This is a genomic window from Streptomyces winkii, assembly GCF_032248595.1.
GTDB lineage: Bacteria > Actinomycetota > Actinomycetes > Streptomycetales > Streptomycetaceae > Streptomyces > Streptomyces winkii.
Genome location: NZ_JASTTH010000002.1, coordinates 795,222 through 816,168 on the forward strand (window position 1 = coordinate 795,222; position 20,947 = coordinate 816,168).

Below are 20,947 nucleotides of genomic sequence, written 5' to 3' on the forward strand. Positions count from 1 at the left end.
CCGTCAGGCGAGAAGGGGGAGCGAGGATGACGGCCGAGCTGGTGCGGGGGCAGAACCACCCCTTGCCCGGACCCCGTCTGGAGATCCGGGTGTCGGTGGAGCGGCCGGTGATCGCCGGTGCGACGCTCAACGACGAGGGCGGCACGATGCGGGAGGCGGGGTGGATAGTCCACCCGGCTCAGCCGCAGTTGCCCGGTCTGGAGGTGTCGCGGCAGGCCGCGGCCGAACACCGGCTCGCCGTGGACCTCGACGCCCTCCCCGACGACGTGCACCGCGTCAACGTGCTGCTCGCGCTGCCCGTGGGCACGGGCGGGCCCGCCCGCTTCGGCGAGCTGGCGCCTCCGTTCGTGGCCGTGACCGAGCTCGGCGGAGAGGGGATCGCGAGCTGCACGCTCGTCGGTCTCGAAGCCGAGTCGGCCGTTCTGGCCGTGGAGCTCTACCGCCGCCAGGGCAGCTGGAAGGTCCGCGCGGTCGGGCAGGGCTACGCGGGCGGTCTCTCCGCGATGCTCGCCGACCAAGGGCTGGACCGCGCACAGGAGCTGGCCGCCACGATCAACGAAGCGGTCGCCGCCGGCCTGGCCCGCTCCGTGGCTCCGCCTCCGCCCCGTACGGAAAGGGGCCGCTCCCGCGAGGCCACCGTCGGCGGGGCCAGGGGTGCCGCCGAGGGCGGCGCGGCCGCCGCCCAGGGCGACGGCCGTATCAGCTACCGGCATCCGGGCCGGGCCGAAGCGCCGCCGTCCCCGGCCGCGTCCTCGACCACGTCCTCGGTCCCGTCCGCCGCTCCCAGCCCCGGGGCGTCGGCACCGGCGCCACAGTCCGCACCGACGGCGCCGTCCGCAGGGCCCGCCGCAGCGGGCCCGCACGTTCCCGTCGCGGGCGACGCCAACGGCTGGACGATGGACGAGCGCCTCTACAACCAGGTCTGGGACATGTTCGAGGACCTGGCCCGTACGGTCGCGGCCTACCGTTCCGCCGTCGACTTCGCCGAGTCCCGGATGGAACAGGAGCTGGACAAGGTCCTCTCGGACCCGCGCACCCGCGTGGGCCCGGCCGCGGACGCGGCGCGCACCGAGGCGCGCTCCCGGCAGGCCGGGCTCGTCGCCCAGGCCCGTGAGGTGCTCGACCGTGATCTCGGCCAGCTGAGCGCGGAGTCCGACGTCGTCGAGCCCGCGCTTCCCCCGGCCTACGCCCGCTGGGACAACCCCGTCTGGCACGGCTACCGGCCGCCCACCGAGACGCCGATGGCGATGCGCCTCGGCGACCTCGCCCTGCCCGAGAGCGCCGGGCTGCGGATTCCCATGCTGGTGCGCCTGCCGCTGGAGCGCGGCCTGTGGATCGACAGCGGCCGCGGCGGCCGTGCGGGCGCCTCCGCCGCGGGTCCGGCTGCGGCCTCCGTCGTGAGCTCGGACGAGCTCCGCCGCCTCGCGGCCGAGACCGCGACCGCCGTCGCCGCGCGCCTCGCGGCGATCCATCCCGCGGGCGAGTTCACGCTCCACGTGATCGACCCCGCGGGCTCCGCCTCGGCCGGGCTCGCCCCGCTCGTCGAGAGCGGTGTGCTGACCGAGCCGCCCGCCGCCGGCGCCGCGGGAGTGAGCGCCGTTCTCGAACAGCTCACCCGCCGCGTCGATTTGGTGCAGATGGCGGTCCGCAGCGGGGCCACCGACGCCCTGCCTCCCGACCTCGACATCGCCGAACAGCTGCTCGTCGTGCACGACTTCCCGCACGGGTTCGACGACCGCGCCGTCACGCAGCTGCGCTATCTCGCCGACGAGGGGCCGTCCGTCGGCGTGCACCTCATGATGGTCGCCGACCGCGAGGACGCCAGCGCGTACGGCCCGGTGCTCTCGCCGCTGTGGCGCGGCCTGCTGCGCATCACGCCCGTCCCCGACGACCATCTCGCCGATCCGTGGGTGGGCCACCACTGGACGTACGAGCCTCCGCTCGTGCCGCACGGCAGCCGCGTCCTGACGCAGGTGCTGAGCCAGGTCGCGTCGGCGCGGGGCACCCGCGGCTGACGACTGACGGCTGACGACTGACCCGGGCCTTGCCGGGCCGCCCACCGGCGGCCCGGCAACCGCCGTGTGTCGCCCGGCTCCGGGTCGCTCACCGTGAAGCCGCCCCGCTGCCCGCGCCCCTGACCAGCATCTCTTTACGTTTCTTTGGTATTGCTTTACTGTCCTTTGTGCGGAGGGGAGTACTCCCGGCACCTCAGCGGTGTGCCCGTCAATACGGATCGGACGTGACCGGTCCCGGGCCGCCGGCCCGGCCAGCGCAGCGCCCCACGGTGCGCCCCGGGTGGAGGAGACCTCCGGCGGATGCGAGCACGCGAGCCGGAGGATGCGTACATGGATGTCTCCCTGAACGTCTGGCTGTTGACGATCGTGGGCCTCTGCGCCCTCATCGCCGCCGACTTCTTCATCGGTGGCCGCAAGCCGCACGAGGTCTCCCTCAAGGAGGCCGGGGTGTGGACCACGGTCTGGATCGTCCTGGCCGGTCTCTTCGGGCTGGGGCTCTGGGCCTTCGGGACGGCGGAGGCGTCCGGCGAGTTCGTCGCGGGCTACCTCACCGAGAAGTCCCTCAGCGTCGACAACCTCTTCGTCTTCGTCCTGATCATGGCGAAGTTCGCGGTTCCGGCCGCGTACCAGCAGCGGGTGCTGATGGTCGGCGTCCTGGTCGCGCTCGTCCTGCGGGCGGTGTTCATCGCCGCGGGAGCCGCGATGATCTCGGCCTTCTCGTGGATCTTCTTCGTCTTCGGGGCGTTCCTCATCTGGACGGCCTGGAAGCTCATCCAGGAGGCCCGTGAGGACAAGGACGAGGAGGCGTACGAGGAGAACCGCTTCCTTAAGATGATCGAGCGGCGCTTCCCGTCGACCGACCGGTACCACGGCACGAAGATGTTCGTCGTCGAGAACGGCCGGCGCCTGATGACGCCGATGCTGATCGTGATGCTGGCCATCGGCTCGACGGACGTCCTCTTCGCGCTGGACTCCATCCCCGCGATCTTCGGCCTCACCCAGGACCCGTACATCGTCTTCACCGCCAACGCCTTCGCGCTGATGGGTCTGCGGCAGCTGTACTTCCTCATCGGCGGTCTGCTTCAGAAGCTGGTGCACCTGTCGTACGGGCTGTCGGTCATCCTCGGCTTCATCGGCGTCAAGCTGGTGCTGCACGCACTGCACGAGTCCGGTGTGCATGTGCCGGAGATCAGCATCCCCGTCTCGCTCGGTGTCATCTGCGGCGTCCTCGTCGTCACCACCCTCACGAGCCTGGCCGCCACGCGCGGCGCCAAGAAGGACGTGGAGGTCTGAGCGGTGCCCGGCCGCCCGAGCCCAGAGCCGAGAGCCGGCAGCCGGGCCGGGAGCCGGGCCGGGGACCGCCCAGTCGGGGCCGCGTCAGCGGGTGATCTTCACCTGCCTCTCCGCCAGTTCACCGTTGACCGCCACCCGCAGCTCGACCGTGCCGGTCCGGTGGGCGGTCAGCGCGCCGGTGCGCGGATCGTACGAGGCGGTGCACCGGCCGCTCGCCGAATGCCGGCCCGACGCCGTCCCGTCCTCGACGCACAAGCCGCCGGAGCCCGACCAGTCGCCGCTGACGGGCCACCCCACGGGGACCTTCCGTGCGGACTCGCCTTCGCCCTGGAAGACGGTCGCCGCGGCCTTCCCGTGCTCGCCCACGTGCAGTTCGACCGGGGCGTCCAGGGTGAGGGCGTCCACGTGCGGCCGGGTCTGGACGGCGATCCAGTCGTCCGCCCCGCCACCGCCTCCACCGGCGGGCCCGGGCCGAGGAGCGTCCTGGTCGACGCCGAGCAGCGACCAGCCGGTGAATCCGCCACGGCCGGGAGGAGCCGCGGGCGCCTTACCGGAGTTGCCGTTGACCAGGTACGGCACGCCGTCGACGCGGGAGGCGTCGAAGACGCCCACGTGCGCCCCGACGAACGCCGCACCCTTGCCCGTACGGGCGCGGAAGTCGCCCAGCCAGTCCTCCATCAGGTCGGCCTCCATCCTGTCCGTCAGCTGACTCGCCTGCTGCCCGGTGGGATCGCGGGGCGGCACGTGCTGCACGACCGCCACCGACGAGACCGACGGGTCTCCGGCCGCGTCGTCCAACTGCCGCCGCAGCTCCTGGAATTGCCCGTACCCGCCGCCGCGGACCGTCAGCGACGAGGTGTCGAGCGTGATGAAGCGGGTCCCCTTGTGGTCGAACGTCCGCTGCGCCGGGCCGAATTCGGCGTTGAAGTTCGCGATGCTGCCTCCCATCACCTCGTGATTGCCCGGCACGTAGTACCAGTCGACGGCGTCTCCCAGCTCCTCCTCCAGCACCCGGCGGGCGAAGCTCAGATCCTCCTTCGACCCTTCGTCGACGAGATCGCCGTCGACGATGACGAAGTCGGGCTTCGCCGCCCGTATCTCACGCAGTGTGCGGCGGGCCTGCCGTACGACGGCGCCGTCCGGATCGCGGGCGACGAACTGCGCGTCCGACATCACCGCGAAGCGCCAGTCCCGGCCGCCGACGTCGGACGCCGTCGAGATCAGCGGATCGTGCGGACGCGGAACCTCCGGCAGGTCGACGTCGGGCGGGACGCGCGCCGTCAGCTCGTCCAGGACGACCTCGCCCGTGTACTGCTCGGCGGGTCTGGTCTCGGCGAGATAGAAGCGGTGCAGCCGGAGCGGGTACTGGACGGTCTCCGGGACCTCGAAGGTGATCTGCTGCCAGCCTTCCTCGGTGAGATGGTCGCCGCGCAGCACCTGGTCGGTTCCGGCCGCGTCCTTCAGATGCAGCGAGGGCCAGGCGCCCTTGCCGTCGCTCTTGATCCACATGGTGAAGCTCAGAGGCTGGCCCGGAACGGGCACCTCCGCCGGGGGAGTCGCGTACGCGGCGCGGGTGGCCGTGGACCGGCTGAAGTCGTAGGTCATCCGCAGCCCCGTGCCCTCCTTGCCGTCCGGGTCGGCCGCGAGTGAGCCCTCGGCCCGGGCGGCGCTGAACTTCCAGTCCGCGGCGTCGTCGAAGCCCGCGGTCTTCTCGTCGTGCAGACCGACGGTCACGGCGACCTTCGCGGTACGGCCCGCGACGTGGACCGTGACGATGCCGGCCGCCGACTCCTGACCGGGCCGAGCGGTCACCGTGAAGCCGCCGCGCGCGCTGTCGGGACGGATGGAGAAGAGCGAACGGTCGTACTCCAGACGGGCGTCGGCGGGGTCGACGGGCGCGCTCGTGCCCCGGGCGTCGAAGCCGACGACGCCGAACGAGCCCTCGGCGGCGCCGTCCGCCAGCCCGACCCGTTCGCGGGTGGGGCTGATGCGGTCCAGGTCCCCGACGACGGACAGGTGCGTCGATCCGCGTGCGTCGCCCTGGTACGCGGTGACCTGCGTCGAGCCCGCCCGGCGGGCGTGGAAGACGCCGGCTTCGTCGACCCGTCCGACGCCGGGACGGGAGGCCGTCCAGCGCGGGTCGCCCTCGGCCGGGCCGTAGGACTCGTCGTATCCCGCAGCGGTCAACTTGCGTGTCAGGCCCGGGAACACGCGGTCCGGATGCCCCACGGGCATGTTGTCGGCGGTGGGCGCGGCGGCGGGGTCGGCGGCCGTCTCCACCCAGAAGTCCTTCAGAGCTCCGCTGCCCTCGGGCGCGGTGAGCGCGAGGCCGTTGGGCACCTCGCGCTCCTCCCCGTCGGACGGCGCGTTCTCCAACTGGAGGCGCTCGGCGCCCGGTTCGCGCGCGAGGAGGGTGGAGGAGCCGCCGCCGTCCAGGTTGAGGGCGTTGTAGGCGCCCAAGTCCTTCATCATCAGGGCGAGTTCGGTGAGCGTCACGCCGCCGGAGGCAGCCTGGCGTCCGTCCACCGACATCACGTGCATCGTCGTGCCGTCCTTGGAGAAGCCGACCGCGGTGCGCGGAGCCGTCGCGTTGTTCGGCCTGCCCTCCCAGTTCTGCGGCTTGCCGTCGACGACGAGCAGGCCCCGGCCGCCGACCGCCGTCCGCGGTACGGGGCTGCCGTCGTCCGTACGGACGTGGTACTCGGGCGAGACGCGGTCGCCCACCTCCAGCCCGTCCAGCGTCTTCGCGCCCGCGTCACGCCCGACCAGGACGGTCGTGCCGTCCGCTATCGGGCCGGTGCCCGGCTCGTCGAGGATCCGCGTGACGCGGCCGTGCCGCAGCAGCACCTCGGCGGCCTCGGGGTCGTGGTCAGTGGTGAGGGCCCGATCGGCCTTGCCCCAGCGGGAGTTGTAGGCGCCGATGCCGTTCTCGGGGACGTTGGCCGCGTTGTACGCCGTCAGCGGCTGCTTGCCGTCGGGCAGGGTGAGGGTGCCGTCGAAGTAGAGACCGAGGACGCGGCCCGCGGCGTCCGGACCGAAGCCGAGGGACTCGCTGTTGCCGGCGGCGGGCGAGTGCGTCGCGTGCCCGTCGCGCACGCCGGGGCCGAGCGGCGCCCCCGTCTCGTCGATGTCGAAGAAGTCGGCGTTGATGGCCGCGACGGTGCTGCGGCCCTTACCCGGGTCGTGGGCCTCGGCCTGCTCGCTCAGCGGCTTGCGGGTGGAGACCTCCCCGGAGGAGAGGTAGTCGGCGCGGGTGCCGCCGGTGGCACCGCCACCGCCACCGCCGCCGTCACGGTCGCTTGCGCTGCTGCCGCCGCTGTCTCCGTGGCCGCTGCCGCCGCCGAGCTTCACGCTCAGGGCGTCGGCGCGCAGCCACTTGTCGGACTCCAGCCGCTGGAAGGACGTGAGCCGCGCACCGGGAGCGACGGGACGGCTCGTACGGGACAGCTCCATGCCGTCCCCGTCGGGGATGCCCGCGGGGGAGGCGGCCGACGCCGTCTGCCGGGGTGCGCCGGTCCGCGCGGCCGCGGGCGGAGCGGGGGCGGCCACGGGTGCGGCCGAGGGGGCCGCGTTCGCCGACGGCGGCTGAACGGCCGTCAGAAACGAAAAAGCGGTCACTGCGGGAAGCAGCGACCGGGCGAGGACTCTTCTGCGTACGTTGACTCGTATCACAACATCCCCTGTAAACACGGGTGTTCCATGCGCTTTCTGCGCACAGCGCCGCAAAGGGTCTCAGCGGTGACCGGTCCGCACCAGATGTCCGGATGAAATTCGACGCGAACAAAGTCCCCCAACTCCCTTACGGCGCGGCCCAGTTGCCGCGCAGCAGGGAGCGAGAGGGAGGGAGGAGGGAGGGAGGAGGAACGGGAGCCGGAGGCCATACGCGCGGCGGCGGGGAGCCCGCGGAAGTTCCGCCGGCTCCCCGCCGCCGGGGGTGAACCGGTGCCTCACCGAAAGCGCTTCACGGAGCCTCCGGTGAACGCGCTTGCTGCGGGCGGCCGATGGTGCCGCCCGGCCCCGAACGCCGGGAAGCGCCCTACCGCTTCGCCTTCGGCGCCCGCTTCCGCGCACCGCCGCTGCCGCCCGCATCCGCCGACGAGGCGCCCTTCCGCGCCCCCGTCCTGCCGCGAGCCGTCATCGGCGGTGCGTCGCTCACCCGGTCGCCCAGCACGTCCCGCAGGAACTTGCCCGTGTGGCTCGCCGGAATCGCCGCCACCTGCTCGGGAGAGCCCTCGGCGACGACCAGGCCGCCCGCGTAACCGCCCTCCGGGCCCATGTCGACGACCCAGTCGGCGGTCTTGATGACGTCCAGGTTGTGCTCGATGACGATGACCGTGTTGCCCTTGTCGACCAGGCCCTCCAGCACCGAGATGAGCTTGCGGATGTCCTCGAAGTGCAGCCCGGTCGTGGGCTCGTCGAGCACGTACACGGTGCGGCCCGTGGACCGCTTCTGCAGCTCGCTCGCCAGCTTCACGCGCTGCGCCTCGCCGCCGGAGAGCGTCGGAGCCGGCTGCCCGAGCCGTACGTACCCCAGCCCCACGTCGTTGAGCGTCCGCAGATGGCGGGCGATGCCGGGCACCGCCTCGAAGAAGTCCATGGCCTGCTCGATGGGCATCTCCAGCACCTCGGAGATGTTCTTGCCCTTGTAGTGGACCTCCAGCGTCTCCCGGTTGTAGCGCGCCCCGTGGCACACCTCGCACGGCACGAACACGTCCGGCAGGAAGTTCATCTCGATCTTGATGGTGCCGTCGCCGGAGCAGTTCTCACACCGGCCGCCCTTGACGTTGAAGGAGAAGCGCCCCGGCAGGTAGCCGCGCACCTTCGCCTCCGTCGTCTCCGCGAAGAGCCTGCGCACGTGGTCGAAGACCCCTGTGTACGTCGCCGGGTTGGAGCGCGGCGTGCGCCCGATCGGCGACTGGTCGACGTGTACGACCTTGTCCACCAGATCGTCGCCGTCGACCCGCGTGTGGCGGCCGGGCACCGACTTGGCGTTGTTCAGCTCGCGGGCGAGGTGCGTGTACAGGATGTCGTTGACGAGCGTCGACTTGCCCGACCCGGAGACGCCGGTGACCGCCGTGAGCACGCCGAGCGGGAAGGAGACGTCGATGTCCCGGAGGTTGTTCTCGCGGGCACCGCGAACCGTCAGCTGCCGCTCCGGATCGGCGGGCCTGCGCACCGTGGGCAGCGGGATGCTCTTCTTCCCCGCGAGATAGTCGCCGGTCACCGACTCGGGCGTCGCCAGCAGCTCCTTCAGCGGACCGCTGTGCACGACCTTGCCGCCGTGCTCGCCCGCGCCCGGACCGATGTCGACGATCCAGTCGGCGGCCTTGATGGTGTCCTCGTCGTGCTCGACGACGATCAGCGTGTTGCCCAGGTCCCGCAGCCGCACCAGCGTCTCGATCAGGCGGTGGTTGTCGCGCTGGTGCAGCCCGATCGAGGGCTCGTCCAGCACGTACAGCACACCCACCAGACCCGAACCGATCTGCGTGGCGAGCCGGATGCGCTGTGCCTCGCCGCCGGAGAGAGTTCCGGCGGCCCGGTTGAGCGTCAGATAGTCGAGACCGACGTCGACGAGGAAGCGCAGCCGCTCGTTGACCTCCTTGAGGACCCGCTCGGCGATCTTCCTGTCCCGGTCGCTGAGCGTCATCTCCCGCAGGAAGTCCGCGCATTCGCTGATCGACATCGCCGAGATCTCGGCGATCGACTTCCCCTGCATCGTCACCGCGAGCACGATCGGCTTCAGCCGCGTGCCCTCACACGTCGGGCAGGGCACCTCGCGCATGTAACCCTCGAAGCGCTCCCGGCTGCTGTCGGTCTCCGCCTCCTGGTGGCGGCGCTTGACGAAGGGGACGACTCCCTCGAAGGCGGTGGTGTAGGCGCGCTCCCGTCCGTACCGGTTGCGGTAGCGCACCTCGATCTGCGTCCTGTGCCCGTACAGCAGCGCCTTCTTGGCGCGCTGCGGCAGCCCGGCCCAGGGGATGTCCGTACGGAAGCCGAGCGCGTCCGCGAGCGCTCCGATGAGGCGGCCGAAGTAGTCCCTCGTGTGCCCGTGGGACCACGGGTGCAGCGCGCCGTCGTCGAGCGACTTCTCCTCGTCCGGGACGATCAGCTCCGGATCGACCTCCATGCGCGTGCCGATGCCGGTGCAGTCGGGACAGGCGCCGAAGGGGGAGTTGAAGGAGAAGGTGCGCGGCTCCAGCTCCTCGAAGGACAGATCGTCGTACGGGCAGTAGAGGTGCTCGGAGAACATCCGCTCGCGCTGCGGGTCGTCCTCGTCCAGGTCGACGAAGTCGAGGATCACCATGCCGCCGGAGAGGCCGAGCGCCGTCTCGACGGAGTCCGTCAGCCGCCGCTTCGCGCTCTCCTTGACGGTGAGGCGGTCGACGACGACCTCGATCGTGTGCTTCTCCTGCTTCTTCAGCTTCGGCGGCTCGGACAGCTGGATCGTCTGCCCGTCGACGCGCGCCCTGCTGTAGCCCTTGCTCTGAAGCTCGTTGAAGAGGTCGACGTACTCGCCCTTGCGCTCGCGCACCAGCGGCGACAGCACCTGGAAGCGGCTGCCCGGCTCCAGGCCCAGCACCCTGTCGACGATGGCCTGCGGCGACTGGCGGGCGATGGGCCGGCCGCACTCCGGGCAGTGGGGCTTGCCGATACGGGCGAAGAGCAGCCGGAGGTAGTCGTAGACCTCGGTGATCGTGCCGACCGTCGAGCGCGGGTTGCGCGAGGTCGACTTCTGGTCGATGGAGACCGCCGGGGAGAGGCCCTCGATGAAGTCCACATCGGGCTTGTCCATCTGGCCGAGGAACTGCCGGGCGTACGCGGACAGCGACTCGACGTAGCGGCGCTGCCCCTCCGCGAAGATCGTGTCGAAGGCAAGGGAGGACTTGCCTGACCCGGACAGACCGGTGAAGACGATGAGCGAGTCACGCGGGAGGTCGACCGAGACATTCCGGAGATTGTGCTCGCGAGCGCCACGGACAAGGAGACGGTCAGAGGCCACGCCTGTTGGCACCTTTCGTGTGAGAAGCAGGGTGCCCCGACTGCGCAGGAGCCCCCCGCTCAAGACTAGAGGCGGTGCCGTCCGAGTGTGTCCCGGACCGTTTCGGTACCGCTCTCAGAGCTTATAGCACGTGTATTCGATTCTGTGTCCCCTCGGGAGAAGAGAAGTCCCGTGGCTTGCGCCGTCTTCCACCCGATGGAGTGGCGGGGCTAGCTTGGAGATCATGACGCCGCCAGCGAACCCCGCAGTCTCCGCTCCCGACCCGGTCGCCGACGCGGCCGCCGTACGGAGCGCAACCGACCGGCTGCTCGCCGAGATCGAGCAGCTCGACGACGCCACCGCGTCCAAGCCCTCGCTGCTGCCCGGCTGGACACGCGGCCATGTCCTGGCCCATCTCGCCCGGAACGCCGACGCCCTGCTCAACGTCTTCGCCGGCCGGCCCATGTACGCCAGTACGGAGGCCCGCGACGGCGACATCGAGCGCGACGCCCACCGCGGCGCCGCCGAGCACCTGGTGGACCTGCGGGAGAGCGGGGCCCGCCTCGACGGTGCCTTCGCCGCACAGCGCGACTCCGACTGGGAGCGCACCGTAGAACTGCGTAACGGCGTGACGGACCACGCTTATTCCCTGCCGTTCCGCCGCTGGATCGAGGTCGAACTCCACCACGTCGACCTCGGCATCGGCTACTCCATGGACGATCTGCCCGCCACCTTCATCGAGCGCGAACTCGCCAACATGGCGCGGCGGTTCTCCGGCCACCCCGGCGTCCCGGCACCCATCGAGCTCCGTACGGAGGACGGCGTCAGCTGGCACACGGGCGCCCCCGACGAGGGCGACGGGAAGACCGTCGTCGTCGCCGGAAGCCCCACCGCCCTGGTCGCCTGGCTCACCGGGCGCAGCTCCGGCGCGGGGCTCTCGGCGCGCGACCCGCTCCCCGACCTCCCGGCTCTCTAGAGCCGGAGAACCGGCTCTCCAGTACGCCTGACACGGAGTCCCGGGACGGGCAGCCGGGGCGGACGCCCGCCGCCCGTACGTGAATCCGCCGTGCCACCGCTCTGGCGCCGGCCCGTGGGGCAGCGCCTAGGCTGTCCGTCATGGCTTACACCGGAGAGGTGCAGGTCGGGGGACCTGCCGACGTGCACGAGCTGACCGACCTGATGATCTCCAAGGTCGCGGTCGGCCCCATGAACAACAACGCCTACCTGCTGCGCTGCCGGAGGACCGGCGAACAGCTGCTGATCGACGCGGCCAACGAGTCCGGGACACTGCTCGAACTCATCGGCTCCGACGGCATCGCCTCCGTCGTCACCACCCACCGGCACGGCGACCACTGGCAGGCCCTCGCGCCGGTCGTCGAGGCCACGGGCGCACGCACGTACGCGGGCCGCTTCGACGCCGAGGGGATCCCGGTCGCCACGGACGTAGCGGTCGAGGACGGCGACACGGTGCGCGTCGGCGAGGTCGGGCTGACGGCCCGCCACCTGGTCGGCCACACGCCCGGCTCCATCGCCCTCGTCTACGACGACCCGCACGGCCATCCGCATCTGTTCACCGGCGACTGCCTGTTCCCGGGCGGCGTCGGCAACACCCACGACGACCCCGAGGCCTTCGCGAGCCTCATCGACGACGTCGAGACCAAGCTCTTCGCCCAACTCCCGGACGAGACCTGGGTCTACCCCGGTCACGGCGGCGACACGACCCTGGGCACCGAGCGGCCCCACCTCCAGGAGTGGCGCGAGCGCGGCTGGTGACGGCGCGCGTCTGACGGAGCCGTCCGGCGGACCGTCTGACGGGGCGGCAGCTGCGGGCACGGACCCGGCGTCAGGCACGGCAGGTGTCCCCTGCTGTGCCTGGCACGGAGGGGCAGCCCCTGCCTCCGGGCACGGGGAGCGTCAGCGCTCCGACGTAGGCTGTGCGGCATGGCAGACCCCTCCAGCTACCGCCCCGAACCGGGTGAGATCCCCGACTCGCCGGGGGTCTACCGGTTCCGTGACGAGCACCGCCGGGTGATCTACGTCGGGAAGGCCAAGAGCCTCCGCCACCGGCTCGCGAACTACTTCCAGGACCTGGCCGGTCTGCATGTGCGCACCCGCACGATGGTCACCACCGCAGCCTCCGTGGAGTGGACCGTCGTCTCGACGGAGGTCGAGGCGCTCCAGCTCGAATACTCCTGGATCAAGGAGTTCGCGCCCCGGTTCAACGTCAAGTACCGCGACGACAAGAGCTATCCGTCCCTCGCGGTCACCCTCAACGAGGAGTATCCGCGGGTCCAGGTGATGCGCGGCCCGAAGAAGAAGGGCGTGCGCTACTTCGGTCCGTACGCGCACGCGTGGGCGATCCGCGAGACCGTCGACCTGATGCTGCGTGCCTTTCCCGTACGCACCTGCTCCGCCGGCGTCTTCAAGCGCTCCGCCCAGATCGGCCGCCCCTGCCTGCTCGGGTACATCGGCAAGTGCTCGGCGCCCTGCGTCGGCCGCGTCACCGCGGATGAGCACCGCCAACTCGCCGAGGAGTTCTGCGACTTCGTCGCCGGGCACACGGGTTCGTACCTGCGCCGCCTGGAGCGCGAGATGACCCAGGCGTCGGAGGACATGGAGTACGAGAGGGCGGCGCGGCTGCGCGACGACATGGACGCGCTGAGGCGCGCGATGGAGAAGAGCGCCGTCGTCCTCACCGACGCCACCGACGCGGACCTGATCGCCGTCGCCGAGGACGAGCTGGAGGCCGCGGTCCAGATCTTCCACGTACGCGGCGGCCGTGTGCGCGGCCAGCGCGGCTGGGTCACCGACAAGGTCGAGGAGATCGGCACCCCCGAGCTGGTCGAGCACGCGCTCCAGCAGCTGTACGGGGAGGAGAGCGGAGAGGGCGTCCCCAAGGAGGTCCTCGTCCCGGAGCTGCCCGAGCCCGCGGAGCCCGCCGCCCAGTGGCTCGGGGACCGCCGGGGCAGCGCCGTCAGCCTGCGCGTACCGCAGCGCGGCGACAAGCGCGCCCTCATGGAGACGGTCAGGCGTAACGCCCAGGAGGCACTCGCCCTGCACAAGACCAAGCGCGCCTCCGACCTCACGACGCGCTCGCGCGCGCTGGAGGAGATCGCCGAGGGCCTCGGTCTCGACTCGGCGCCGCTGCGCATCGAGTGCTTCGACATCTCCCACTTCCAGGGCGACGACGTGGTCGCGTCCATGGTCGTCTTCGAGGACGGCCTCGCCCGCAAGAGCGAGTACCGCCGCTTCCAGATCAAGTCCGTCGCCGGGCAGGACGACGTCCGCTCCATGCACGAGGTCGTCAGCCGCCGCTTCCGCCGCTATCTCCAGGAGAAGCGCCGCACGGGCGAGTGGGGCGGCGAAGGCGACGTGCCCGCAGAGGGCGAGGGCCCGGAGCCCGCCGACGCGCCGCCCGCCGAGCGGGGCGACGGAGAAGGGGGAGACCGGGCAGCCGCCGGGCCGCGCGACGAGGACGGACGGCCGAAGAAGTTCGCCTACCCGCCCCAGCTGATCGTCGTGGACGGCGGCCGCCCGCAGGTCGCAGCCGCCCGCACCGCCATGGACGAGCTGGGCATCGACGACGTCGCCGTGTGCGGTCTGGCCAAGCGCCTCGAAGAGGTCTGGCTGCCCGGTGAGGAGGATCCCCTCGTGCTGCCCCGTACGAGCGAGGGCCTCTATCTCCTCCAGCGGGTCCGCGACGAGGCGCACCGCTTCGCCATCAGATATCAGCGCAGCAAGCGCTCCAGGACGATGAAGGCGAGCCCGCTCGACGCCGTCCCCGGCCTCGGAGCCTCCCGCAAGCAGGCGCTGCTGAAGCACTTCGGCTCGCTCAAGCGGCTCCGTGAGGCGACGATCGAGGAGATCTGCGAGGTGCCCGGCGTGGGCCGCAAGACGGCGGAGTCCGTCGCGGCGGCGCTTGTCACGAAGTCCCCCGGCCCGGCCGTGAACACAGCGACTGGTGAGATCGTTGAAGAAGAGTGAGCCACGAGGACGGGGGGCGATCAGCATGAGCAGCCGGGACGAACGGGAACAGCGCAGAGACGCCGGCGGGTCCGGAGAGCCGGCGCGTACGGGCACGGCACCTGCCGCCGCCGCGGGCCAGGTCACGGACACGGACGCGCCCCCGGTCGCGGAGGCGCCCGGCGAAGCCGTGATCCCCGAGCTCGTGATCATCTCGGGCATGTCCGGCGCGGGCCGCAGCACCGCTGCCAAGTGCCTGGAGGACCTCGGCTGGTTCGTGGTCGACAACCTCCCGCCCGAGCTGATCCCCACGATGGTCGACCTGGGCGCGCGCTCGCAGGGCAACGTCGCGCGCATCGCCGTCGTCGTCGACGTCCGCGGCCGGAGCTTCTTCGACAACCTCAAGGAGTCCCTGGCGGACCTCTCCCAGCGCCAGGTCAAGCGCCGCATCGTCTTTCTGGAGGCGAGCGACGAGGCGCTCGTGCGCCGCTTCGAGTCGGTGCGCCGCCCGCACCCGCTCCAGGGCGACGGCCGGATCGTCGACGGCATCGCGGCCGAGCGGGACCTGCTGCGCGAGCTGCGCGGCGACGCCGACATGGTCATCGACACCTCGGGCCTCAACGTCCACGAGCTGCGGGCCAAACTCGACGCCCGGTTCGCCGGCGACGAAGAGCCCGAACTCCGCGCCACGGTGATGTCTTTCGGGTACAAGTACGGGCTCCCCGTTGACGCCGATCTCGTCGCCGACTGCCGCTTCCTCCCCAACCCGCACTGGGTTCCGGAGCTGCGCCCGTACAACGGCACCAGCGAGGAGGTCTCGGACTACGTCTTCGACCAGCCCGGCGCCAAGGAGTTCCTGGACCGCTACGCCGAACTGCTCCAGCTGATCGCCGCCGGGTACCGCAGAGAGGGCAAGCGCTACGTCACGATCGCCGTCGGCTGTACGGGCGGGAAGCACCGCAGTGTCGCCGTCTCGGAGAAGCTGGCCAGGCGGCTGTCCGGAGCGGGCGTGGAGACGGTCGTCGTCCACCGCGACATGGGACGGGAATGAGGACATGAGAAGCGCGAATGCCTCGTAGGACCATCCGGCTGCGGCGTCCGGTCGGCTCGCGCGCTGCACGGCGCGGGACCCAGCCGAAGGTCGTCGCACTCGGCGGCGGCGCGGGCCTGTCCGCATCGCTGACCGCCCTGCGCCGCATCACCGGGGACCTCACGGCCGTCGTCACCGTCGCCGACGACGGAGGCTCCAGCGGCCGGCTCCGCGACGAGCTGGGCGTACTGCCGCCGGGCGACCTGCGCAAGGCGCTCGCCGCGCTGTGCGGCGACGACGAGTGGGGCCGCACCTGGGCCGAGGTGGTCCAGCACCGCTTCGTCAGCCGCGGGGACCTGCACGACCACGCGGTGGGGAACCTGCTGATCGTCGCGCTCTGGGAGCAGCTCGGCGATCACGTCCAGGCCCTCGACCTCGTCGGCAAGCTGCTCGGCGCGCACGGCAGGGTGCTGCCGATGTCCGCCGTACCGCTGGAGCTCCAGGCGCTGGTGCGCGGCCACGACCAGGACCGCCCGGACGAGGTCTCGACGGTGCGCGGCCAGGCCACCGTCGCGCTCACCCGGGGCGAGGTGCAGCAGGTGCACCTCGTGCCGCACGACCCGCCCGCCGTCCCCGAAGCCGTCAAGGCCGTGCTCGACGCGGACTGGGTCGTGCTCGGCCCGGGCTCCTGGTTCTCCTCGGTGATCCCGCATCTGCTCGTCCCGGAACTGCTGGACGCGCTGACGCAGACCAAGGCCCGCAAGGTGCTCTCGCTGAACCTCGCGCCACAGCCCGGTGAAACAGAAGGCTTCTCCCCGCAGCGTCATTTGGACGTTTTGGCCCGACACGCCCCTAAACTCGCCTTCGACGTGGTGCTGGCCGACGAGGACGCCGTTCCCGACCAGGATTCCCTGTGTCAGGCCGCCGAGCGGCTCGGAGCGACGGCTCAGCTGTCACCGGTCGCGGCGGCCGGAGGCGTCTCCCAGGGCGAAAGCCCGGGGGGAGACGCAGCCAGGCACGACCCGGAGCTGCTGGCCGCCGCGTACGACCGTATTTTTCGGATGCATGGAAGGATCGGCCCATGGCGATGACGGCTGCGGTGAAGGACGAGATCTCCCGGCTCCCCGTCACCCGGACCTGCTGCCGGAAGTCCGAGGTCTCGTCGATCCTGCGGTTCGCGGGCGGCCTGCACCTGGTGAGCGGGCGGATCGTGATCGAGGCGGAGCTCGACACGGGCATCGCGGCGCGGCGCCTGCGCAAGGACGTACTGGAGATCTTCGGGCACAGCTCCGACCTGGTGGTGATGGCGCCCGGAGGGCTGCGCCGCGGCAGCCGCTACGTCGTGCGCGTCGTGGCCGGAGGCGACCAGCTCGCACGCCAGACCGGGCTGGTGGACAGCCGGGGGCGCCCGATCCGCGGCCTTCCGCCGCAGGTGGTCTCGGGGGCCACTTGTGACGCCGAGGCCGCCTGGCGCGGAGCGTTCCTCGCGCACGGATCGCTGACCGAGCCCGGCCGCAGCTCCTCGCTGGAGGTCACCTGCCCCGGGCCCGAGGCGGCGCTGGCACTGGTCGGCGCGGCACGCAGGCTCCAGATCGCGGCGAAGGCCCGCGAGGTGCGCGGCGTGGACCGCGTCGTCGTCCGTGACGGCGACGCCATCGGCGCGCTGCTGACGCGGCTGGGCGCCCACGAGTCCGTACTGGCGTGGGAGGAGCGGAGGATGCGCCGCGAGGTCCGCGCCACCGCCAACCGCCTCGCCAACTTCGACGACGCCAACCTGCGCCGCTCGGCGCGTGCGGCCGTCGCGGCGGGCGCACGCGTGCAGCGCGCGCTGGAGATCCTCGCGGACGACGTGCCCGAACACCTCGCCGCCGCCGGCCGGCTGCGCATGGACCACAAGCAGGCGTCGCTGGAGGAGCTGGGCGCGCTGGCCGATCCGCCGCTGACGAAGGACGCCGTCGCGGGCCGCATCCGCCGGCTCCTCGCGATGGCGGACAAGCGCGCACAGGACCTCGGCATCCCGGGCACGGAGACCAGCCTCACCGAGGAGATGGTGGGCTGACGCCCTGGCGTGCCCGAGGGTGATCCGGCCCTGGTCCCGGCTCGCTTCCGTCCCCCGTTCCCCGCTCTGTCCGCGTGCGGTCTCAGCCCTCGGACGCAGGGTGGCCGATGTCACCGTGAAGAGTGGGGCGCGGTAGGGTCGGGAGCGGTCGGGGACATCCCATACAGCTTTGCCGGTGTCCGTACCGGCGTACCAACGAGGAGATCGGTTCGTGACGATCCGCGTAGGCATCAACGGCTTCGGCCGCATCGGTCGCAACTACTTCCGCGCACTGCTCGAGCAGGGGGCGGACATCGAGATCGTCGGTGTCAACGACCTGACCGACAACGCGACCCTGGTGCACCTGCTGAAGTACGACAGCATCCTGGGGCGCCTCAAGCAGCAGGTCAGCCACACCGACGACACGATCACGGTGGGCAGCCAGACCTTCAAGACGATGGCGGAGCGCGACCCGGCCCAGCTGCCCTGGGGCGAGCTCGGCGCCGACATCGTCGTGGAGTCCACCGGCATCTTCACCAAGCGTGCGGACGCGGCCAAGCACCTGGCCGCCGGCGCGAAGAAGGTCCTCATCTCGGCCCCGGCCAAGGAAGAGGACATCACCGTCGTCATGGGCGTCAACGAGGACGCGTACGACTCCGCCAAGCACCACGTCATCTCCAACGCCTCGTGTACGACGAACTGCGTGGCGCCGATGGCGAAGATCGCGGACGAGAACTTCGGCATCGTCAAGGGCATGATGACGACCGTCCACGCCTACACGAACGACCAGCGCATCCTGGACTTCCCGCACAAGGACCTGCGCCGCGCCCGCGCCGCCGCCGAGAACATCATCCCGACGTCGACCGGCGCCGCGAAGGCCACCGCGCTCGTACTCCCGCACCTCAAGGGCAAGCTGGACGGCATCGCCATGCGGGTGCCGGTGCCCACGGGCTCCGTCACCGACCTGGTCCTGGAGCTCGACCGCGAGGCGAGCAAGGACGAGATCAACGCCGCCTTCCAGAAGGCCGCCGAGGGCCAGCTGAAGGGCATCCTGGACTACACCGAGGACCCGATCGTCTCCTCGGACATCGTCAACTGGCCCGCGTCCTGCACCTTCGACTCGTCGCTGACGATGGTCCAGGGCAAGCAGGCCAAGATCGTCGGCTGGTACGACAACGAGTGGGGCTACTCCAACCGTCTCGTCGACCTGACCACCTTCGTCGGCGACAAGCTCTGAGCGCTCCCGCAGGAGCAGCTGAGCAGCCGAGCAGCGCCGAGAGATGGCAGACCGTGGCAGGGCTCGCAGGGCGCGATGACGCGTCCTGCGAGCCCTGCGCCATGAGGCGGCACCAGAGTCACCGAGGCCCGAACTCCAAGGGGAGCACCAGCAAGCATGAAGACGATCGACGAACTCATCGCCGGGGGAGTGGGCGGCAAGCGGGTCTTCGTCCGCGCCGACCTGAACGTCCCGCTGGACGGGGACGCATCCGTTGAACAGAGGGGCATCACCGACGACGGCCGCATCAGGGCTGCCGTACCCACCATCCGCAAGCTGGCCGAGAGCGGCGCCCGCGTCGTCGTCGCCTCGCACCTGGGCCGGCCCAAGGGGGCGCCCGACCCGCAGTTCTCACTCGCGCCGGTCGCGAAGCGGCTCGGCGAACTCCTCGGCAGGGACGTCACGTTCGCGTCCGACACCGTGGGCGAGAGCGCGAAGGCCGCGGTGGAGACGAGCGCCGACGGCGAGGTGACGCTGCTGGAGAACCTGCGCTTCAACCCGGGCGAGACCAGCAAGGACGACGCGGAGCGCGCGGCCTTCGCCGGTGAACTCGCCGCGCTGGCCGACCTGTACGTCGGTGACGGCTTCGGCGCCGTCCACCGCAAGCACGCCTCGGTCTACGACCTTCCGGCCCGCCTCCCGCACGCCGCGGGCGGTCTCATCGCCACCGAGGTGGGCGTGCTGAAGAAGCTCACCGAGGACGTCGAGCGTCCGTACGCGGTGGTGCTCGGCGGGGCGAAGGTCTCCGACAAGCTGGGCGTCATCGAGCACCTGCTCCAGAAGGCCGACCGCATCCTCATCGGCGGCGGCATGGCGTACACCTTCCTCAAGGCCCAGGGGCACGAGGTGGGCGCCTCGCTGCTTCAGGAAGACCAACTCCCCGCGGTCCAGGGCTATCTGGAGCAGGCGGAGAAGCTGGGCGTGGAGTTCGTGCTGCCCGTCGACGTCCTCGTCGACGAGAGCTTCCCCGACCTGAAGACCAAGTCGCCGACAGCGCCCATCTCCGTGACCGTGGACGCGATCCCCGCCGGTCTGATGGGCCTGGACATCGGGCCGGACTCACGCAGGCTCTACGCCTCGAAGCTCGCCGACGCCGCGACCGTCTTCTGGAACGGCCCGATGGGCGTCTTCGAGCACCCGGACTACGCCGAGGGCACCAGGGCGGTCGCGCAGGCGCTGCTCGACAGCGGCTCCTTCAACGTCGTCGGCGGCGGCGACAGCGCCGCCGCCGTCCGGCTGCTCGGCTTCGACGAGAACGCGTTCGGCCACATCTCGACGGGCGGCGGCGCCAGCCTCGAATACCTCGAAGGCAAGACGCTGCCGGGCCTCGCCGCCTTGGAGGACTCGTGAGCCACGCACGTGCGGCCGATGACGGAGCCGCTGCCGCGACCGGTGACATGAGCCGCTGCCGAACAATGGAGGACTGACCCGTGACGACCCGCACCCCGCTGATGGCGGGCAACTGGAAGATGAACCTCAACCACCTGGAGGCCATCGCCCACGTCCAGAAGCTCGCGTTCGCCCTGACGGAGAAGGACCTCGCGGCCGTCGAGGTCGCGGTCCTGCCGCCCTTCACCGATCTGCGCTCCGTCCAGACCCTGGTCGACGGCGACAAGCTGAAGATCAAGTACGGCGCCCAGGACGTCTCCGCCCACGCCTCCGGCGCCTACACGGGCGAGATCTCCGGCCCGATGCTCGCGAAGCTGAACTGCTCGTACGTCGCCGTGGGCCACTCCGAGCGCCGCCAGTACCACGGCGAGGACGAGCCGGTCGTCAACGCCAAGGTGAAGGCCGCGTTCGCGCACGACCTGACGCCGATCCTGTGCGTCGGCGAGGAGCTCCCGGTGCGCGAGGAGGGCAACCACGTCGAGCACACCCTCGTCCAGGTCGACGGCGGGCTGAAGGACGTGACCGCCGAGCAGGCCGCCACCGTCGTGATCGCGTACGAGCCGGTGTGGGCCATCGGCACCGGCAAGACCTGCGGTGCCGAGGACGCCCAGGAGGTCTGCGGCGCCATCCGCGCCCGCCTCGTCGAGCTGTACGGGCAGGAGGTCGCCGACGCCGTGCGCATCCAGTACGGCGGCTCGGTGAAGTCCGGCAACATCGCCCAGATCATGGCGCAGCCCGACATCGACGGGGCGCTGGTGGGCGGTGCCTCGCTGGACGCGGACGAGTTCGTGAAGATCGTCCGCTTCCGCGACCAGTGATCCGGTGGCACGGCCCGCACAGGCCGGTGACGGTCAAGCCCGAAAGGGCCGTCGTATGACGGCGGGCCGTGCCGCATCGTAGGCTGTCGGGGGCCGGGCCGTCCGGCCCCCGCAGATGTGAAGTCTTCCCGCGAAGTCCGAGAGAG

Annotated in this window: 13 protein-coding genes; 11 read left to right on the forward strand and 2 right to left on the reverse strand. The window is 71.3% G+C overall.

Annotation, left to right across the window (positions count from 1 at the left end; all coding sequences use genetic code 11):
• The first annotated feature begins 26 nt into the window (after positions 1-26).
• Together QQM67_RS07775 and QQM67_RS07780 are read left to right on the forward strand one after the other, a co-directional pair.
• Positions 27-2,015, forward strand: coding sequence for a TerD family protein (locus QQM67_RS07775; RefSeq protein ID WP_314172848.1), 1,989 nt, complete (start codon positions 27-29; stop codon positions 2,013-2,015).
• 330 nt (positions 2,016-2,345) lie between these two features.
• Positions 2,346-3,308 (forward strand): TerC family protein, encoded by a 963-nt coding sequence (locus QQM67_RS07780; protein ID WP_314172849.1) that lies wholly within the window; start codon positions 2,346-2,348, stop codon positions 3,306-3,308.
• 84 nt (positions 3,309-3,392) lie between these two features.
• On the opposite strand, the gene QQM67_RS07785 is transcribed toward QQM67_RS07780, so the two are convergent.
• Positions 3,393-6,761 (reverse strand): phosphodiester glycosidase family protein, encoded by a 3,369-nt coding sequence (locus tag QQM67_RS07785; RefSeq protein ID WP_314173037.1) that lies wholly within the window; start codon positions 6,759-6,761, stop codon positions 3,393-3,395.
• A gap of 583 nt (positions 6,762-7,344) precedes the next feature.
• Positions 7,345-10,308, reverse strand: a complete 2,964-nt coding sequence (gene uvrA / locus QQM67_RS07790) for an excinuclease ABC subunit UvrA (RefSeq protein WP_314172850.1) — start codon at positions 10,306-10,308, stop codon at positions 7,345-7,347.
• Between the two features lie 223 nt (positions 10,309-10,531).
• On the opposite strand from uvrA, the gene QQM67_RS07795 reads away from it, so the two are divergent.
• The 9 genes from QQM67_RS07795 to tpiA all read left to right on the forward strand — a co-directional run bounded on the left by QQM67_RS07795 (position 10,532) and on the right by tpiA (position 20,801).
• Positions 10,532-11,263, forward strand: a complete 732-nt coding sequence (locus tag QQM67_RS07795; protein ID WP_314172851.1) for a maleylpyruvate isomerase family mycothiol-dependent enzyme — start codon at positions 10,532-10,534, stop codon at positions 11,261-11,263.
• Between the two features lie 140 nt (positions 11,264-11,403).
• Entirely contained in the window at positions 11,404-12,060 is a 657-nt protein-coding gene (locus QQM67_RS07800) for an MBL fold metallo-hydrolase (RefSeq protein WP_314172852.1), read from the forward strand.
• Positions 12,061-12,228: 168 nt separating this feature from the next.
• A complete protein-coding gene (gene uvrC / locus QQM67_RS07805; RefSeq protein WP_314172853.1) occupies positions 12,229-14,271 on the forward strand; it encodes an excinuclease ABC subunit UvrC in 2,043 nt (680 codons plus the stop codon).
• A 25-nt stretch (positions 14,272-14,296) separates the two neighbouring features.
• The gene (gene rapZ / locus QQM67_RS07810; protein WP_314172854.1) at positions 14,297-15,301 is read left to right on the forward strand and encodes an RNase adapter RapZ; all 1,005 of its coding nucleotides are present in this window, start codon (positions 14,297-14,299) and stop codon (positions 15,299-15,301) included.
• A gap of 17 nt (positions 15,302-15,318) precedes the next feature.
• Positions 15,319-16,371: a gluconeogenesis factor YvcK family protein gene (locus tag QQM67_RS07815; protein WP_314172855.1), complete on the forward strand. Its 1,053-nt coding sequence runs from the start codon at positions 15,319-15,321 to the stop codon at positions 16,369-16,371.
• Complete coding sequence (gene whiA / locus QQM67_RS07820; RefSeq protein WP_045864271.1) at positions 16,362-17,339, forward strand: DNA-binding protein WhiA; 978 nt, start codon at positions 16,362-16,364, stop codon at positions 17,337-17,339. Before QQM67_RS07815 ends, whiA begins: the two co-directional genes overlap by 10 nt.
• A gap of 211 nt (positions 17,340-17,550) precedes the next feature.
• On the forward strand, positions 17,551-18,555 hold the full coding sequence (gap, locus tag QQM67_RS07825; RefSeq protein WP_314172856.1) for a type I glyceraldehyde-3-phosphate dehydrogenase: 1,005 nt from the start codon (positions 17,551-17,553) through the stop codon (positions 18,553-18,555).
• A gap of 156 nt (positions 18,556-18,711) precedes the next feature.
• On the forward strand, positions 18,712-19,944 hold the full coding sequence (locus QQM67_RS07830) for a phosphoglycerate kinase (RefSeq protein ID WP_314172857.1): 1,233 nt from the start codon (positions 18,712-18,714) through the stop codon (positions 19,942-19,944).
• 80 nt (positions 19,945-20,024) lie between these two features.
• A complete protein-coding gene (gene tpiA / locus QQM67_RS07835; RefSeq protein ID WP_314172858.1) occupies positions 20,025-20,801 on the forward strand; it encodes a triose-phosphate isomerase in 777 nt (258 codons plus the stop codon).
• Positions 20,802-20,947 lie beyond the last annotated feature (146 nt).

Bases quoted from the DNA above. Each gene is read 5' to 3' on its own strand.
- QQM67_RS07775 (WP_314172848.1), top strand. From the start codon at position 27: ATGACGGCCGAGCTGGTGCGGGGGCAGAACCACCCCTTGCCCGGACCC.
- QQM67_RS07780 (WP_314172849.1), top strand. From the start codon at position 2,346: ATGGATGTCTCCCTGAACGTCTGGCTGTTGACGATCGTGGGCCTCTGC.
- QQM67_RS07785 (WP_314173037.1), bottom strand. From the start codon at position 6,761: ATGGAGCTGTCCCGTACGAGCCGTCCCGTCGCTCCCGGTGCGCGGCTC.
- QQM67_RS07795 (WP_314172851.1), top strand. From the start codon at position 10,532: ATGACGCCGCCAGCGAACCCCGCAGTCTCCGCTCCCGACCCGGTCGCC.
- QQM67_RS07800 (WP_314172852.1), top strand. From the start codon at position 11,404: ATGGCTTACACCGGAGAGGTGCAGGTCGGGGGACCTGCCGACGTGCAC.
- uvrC (WP_314172853.1), top strand. From the start codon at position 12,229: ATGGCAGACCCCTCCAGCTACCGCCCCGAACCGGGTGAGATCCCCGAC.
- rapZ (WP_314172854.1), top strand. From the start codon at position 14,297: ATGAGCAGCCGGGACGAACGGGAACAGCGCAGAGACGCCGGCGGGTCC.
- QQM67_RS07815 (WP_314172855.1), top strand. From the start codon at position 15,319: ATGCCTCGTAGGACCATCCGGCTGCGGCGTCCGGTCGGCTCGCGCGCT.
- whiA (WP_045864271.1), top strand. From the start codon at position 16,362: ATGGCGATGACGGCTGCGGTGAAGGACGAGATCTCCCGGCTCCCCGTC.
- QQM67_RS07830 (WP_314172857.1), top strand. From the start codon at position 18,712: ATGAAGACGATCGACGAACTCATCGCCGGGGGAGTGGGCGGCAAGCGG.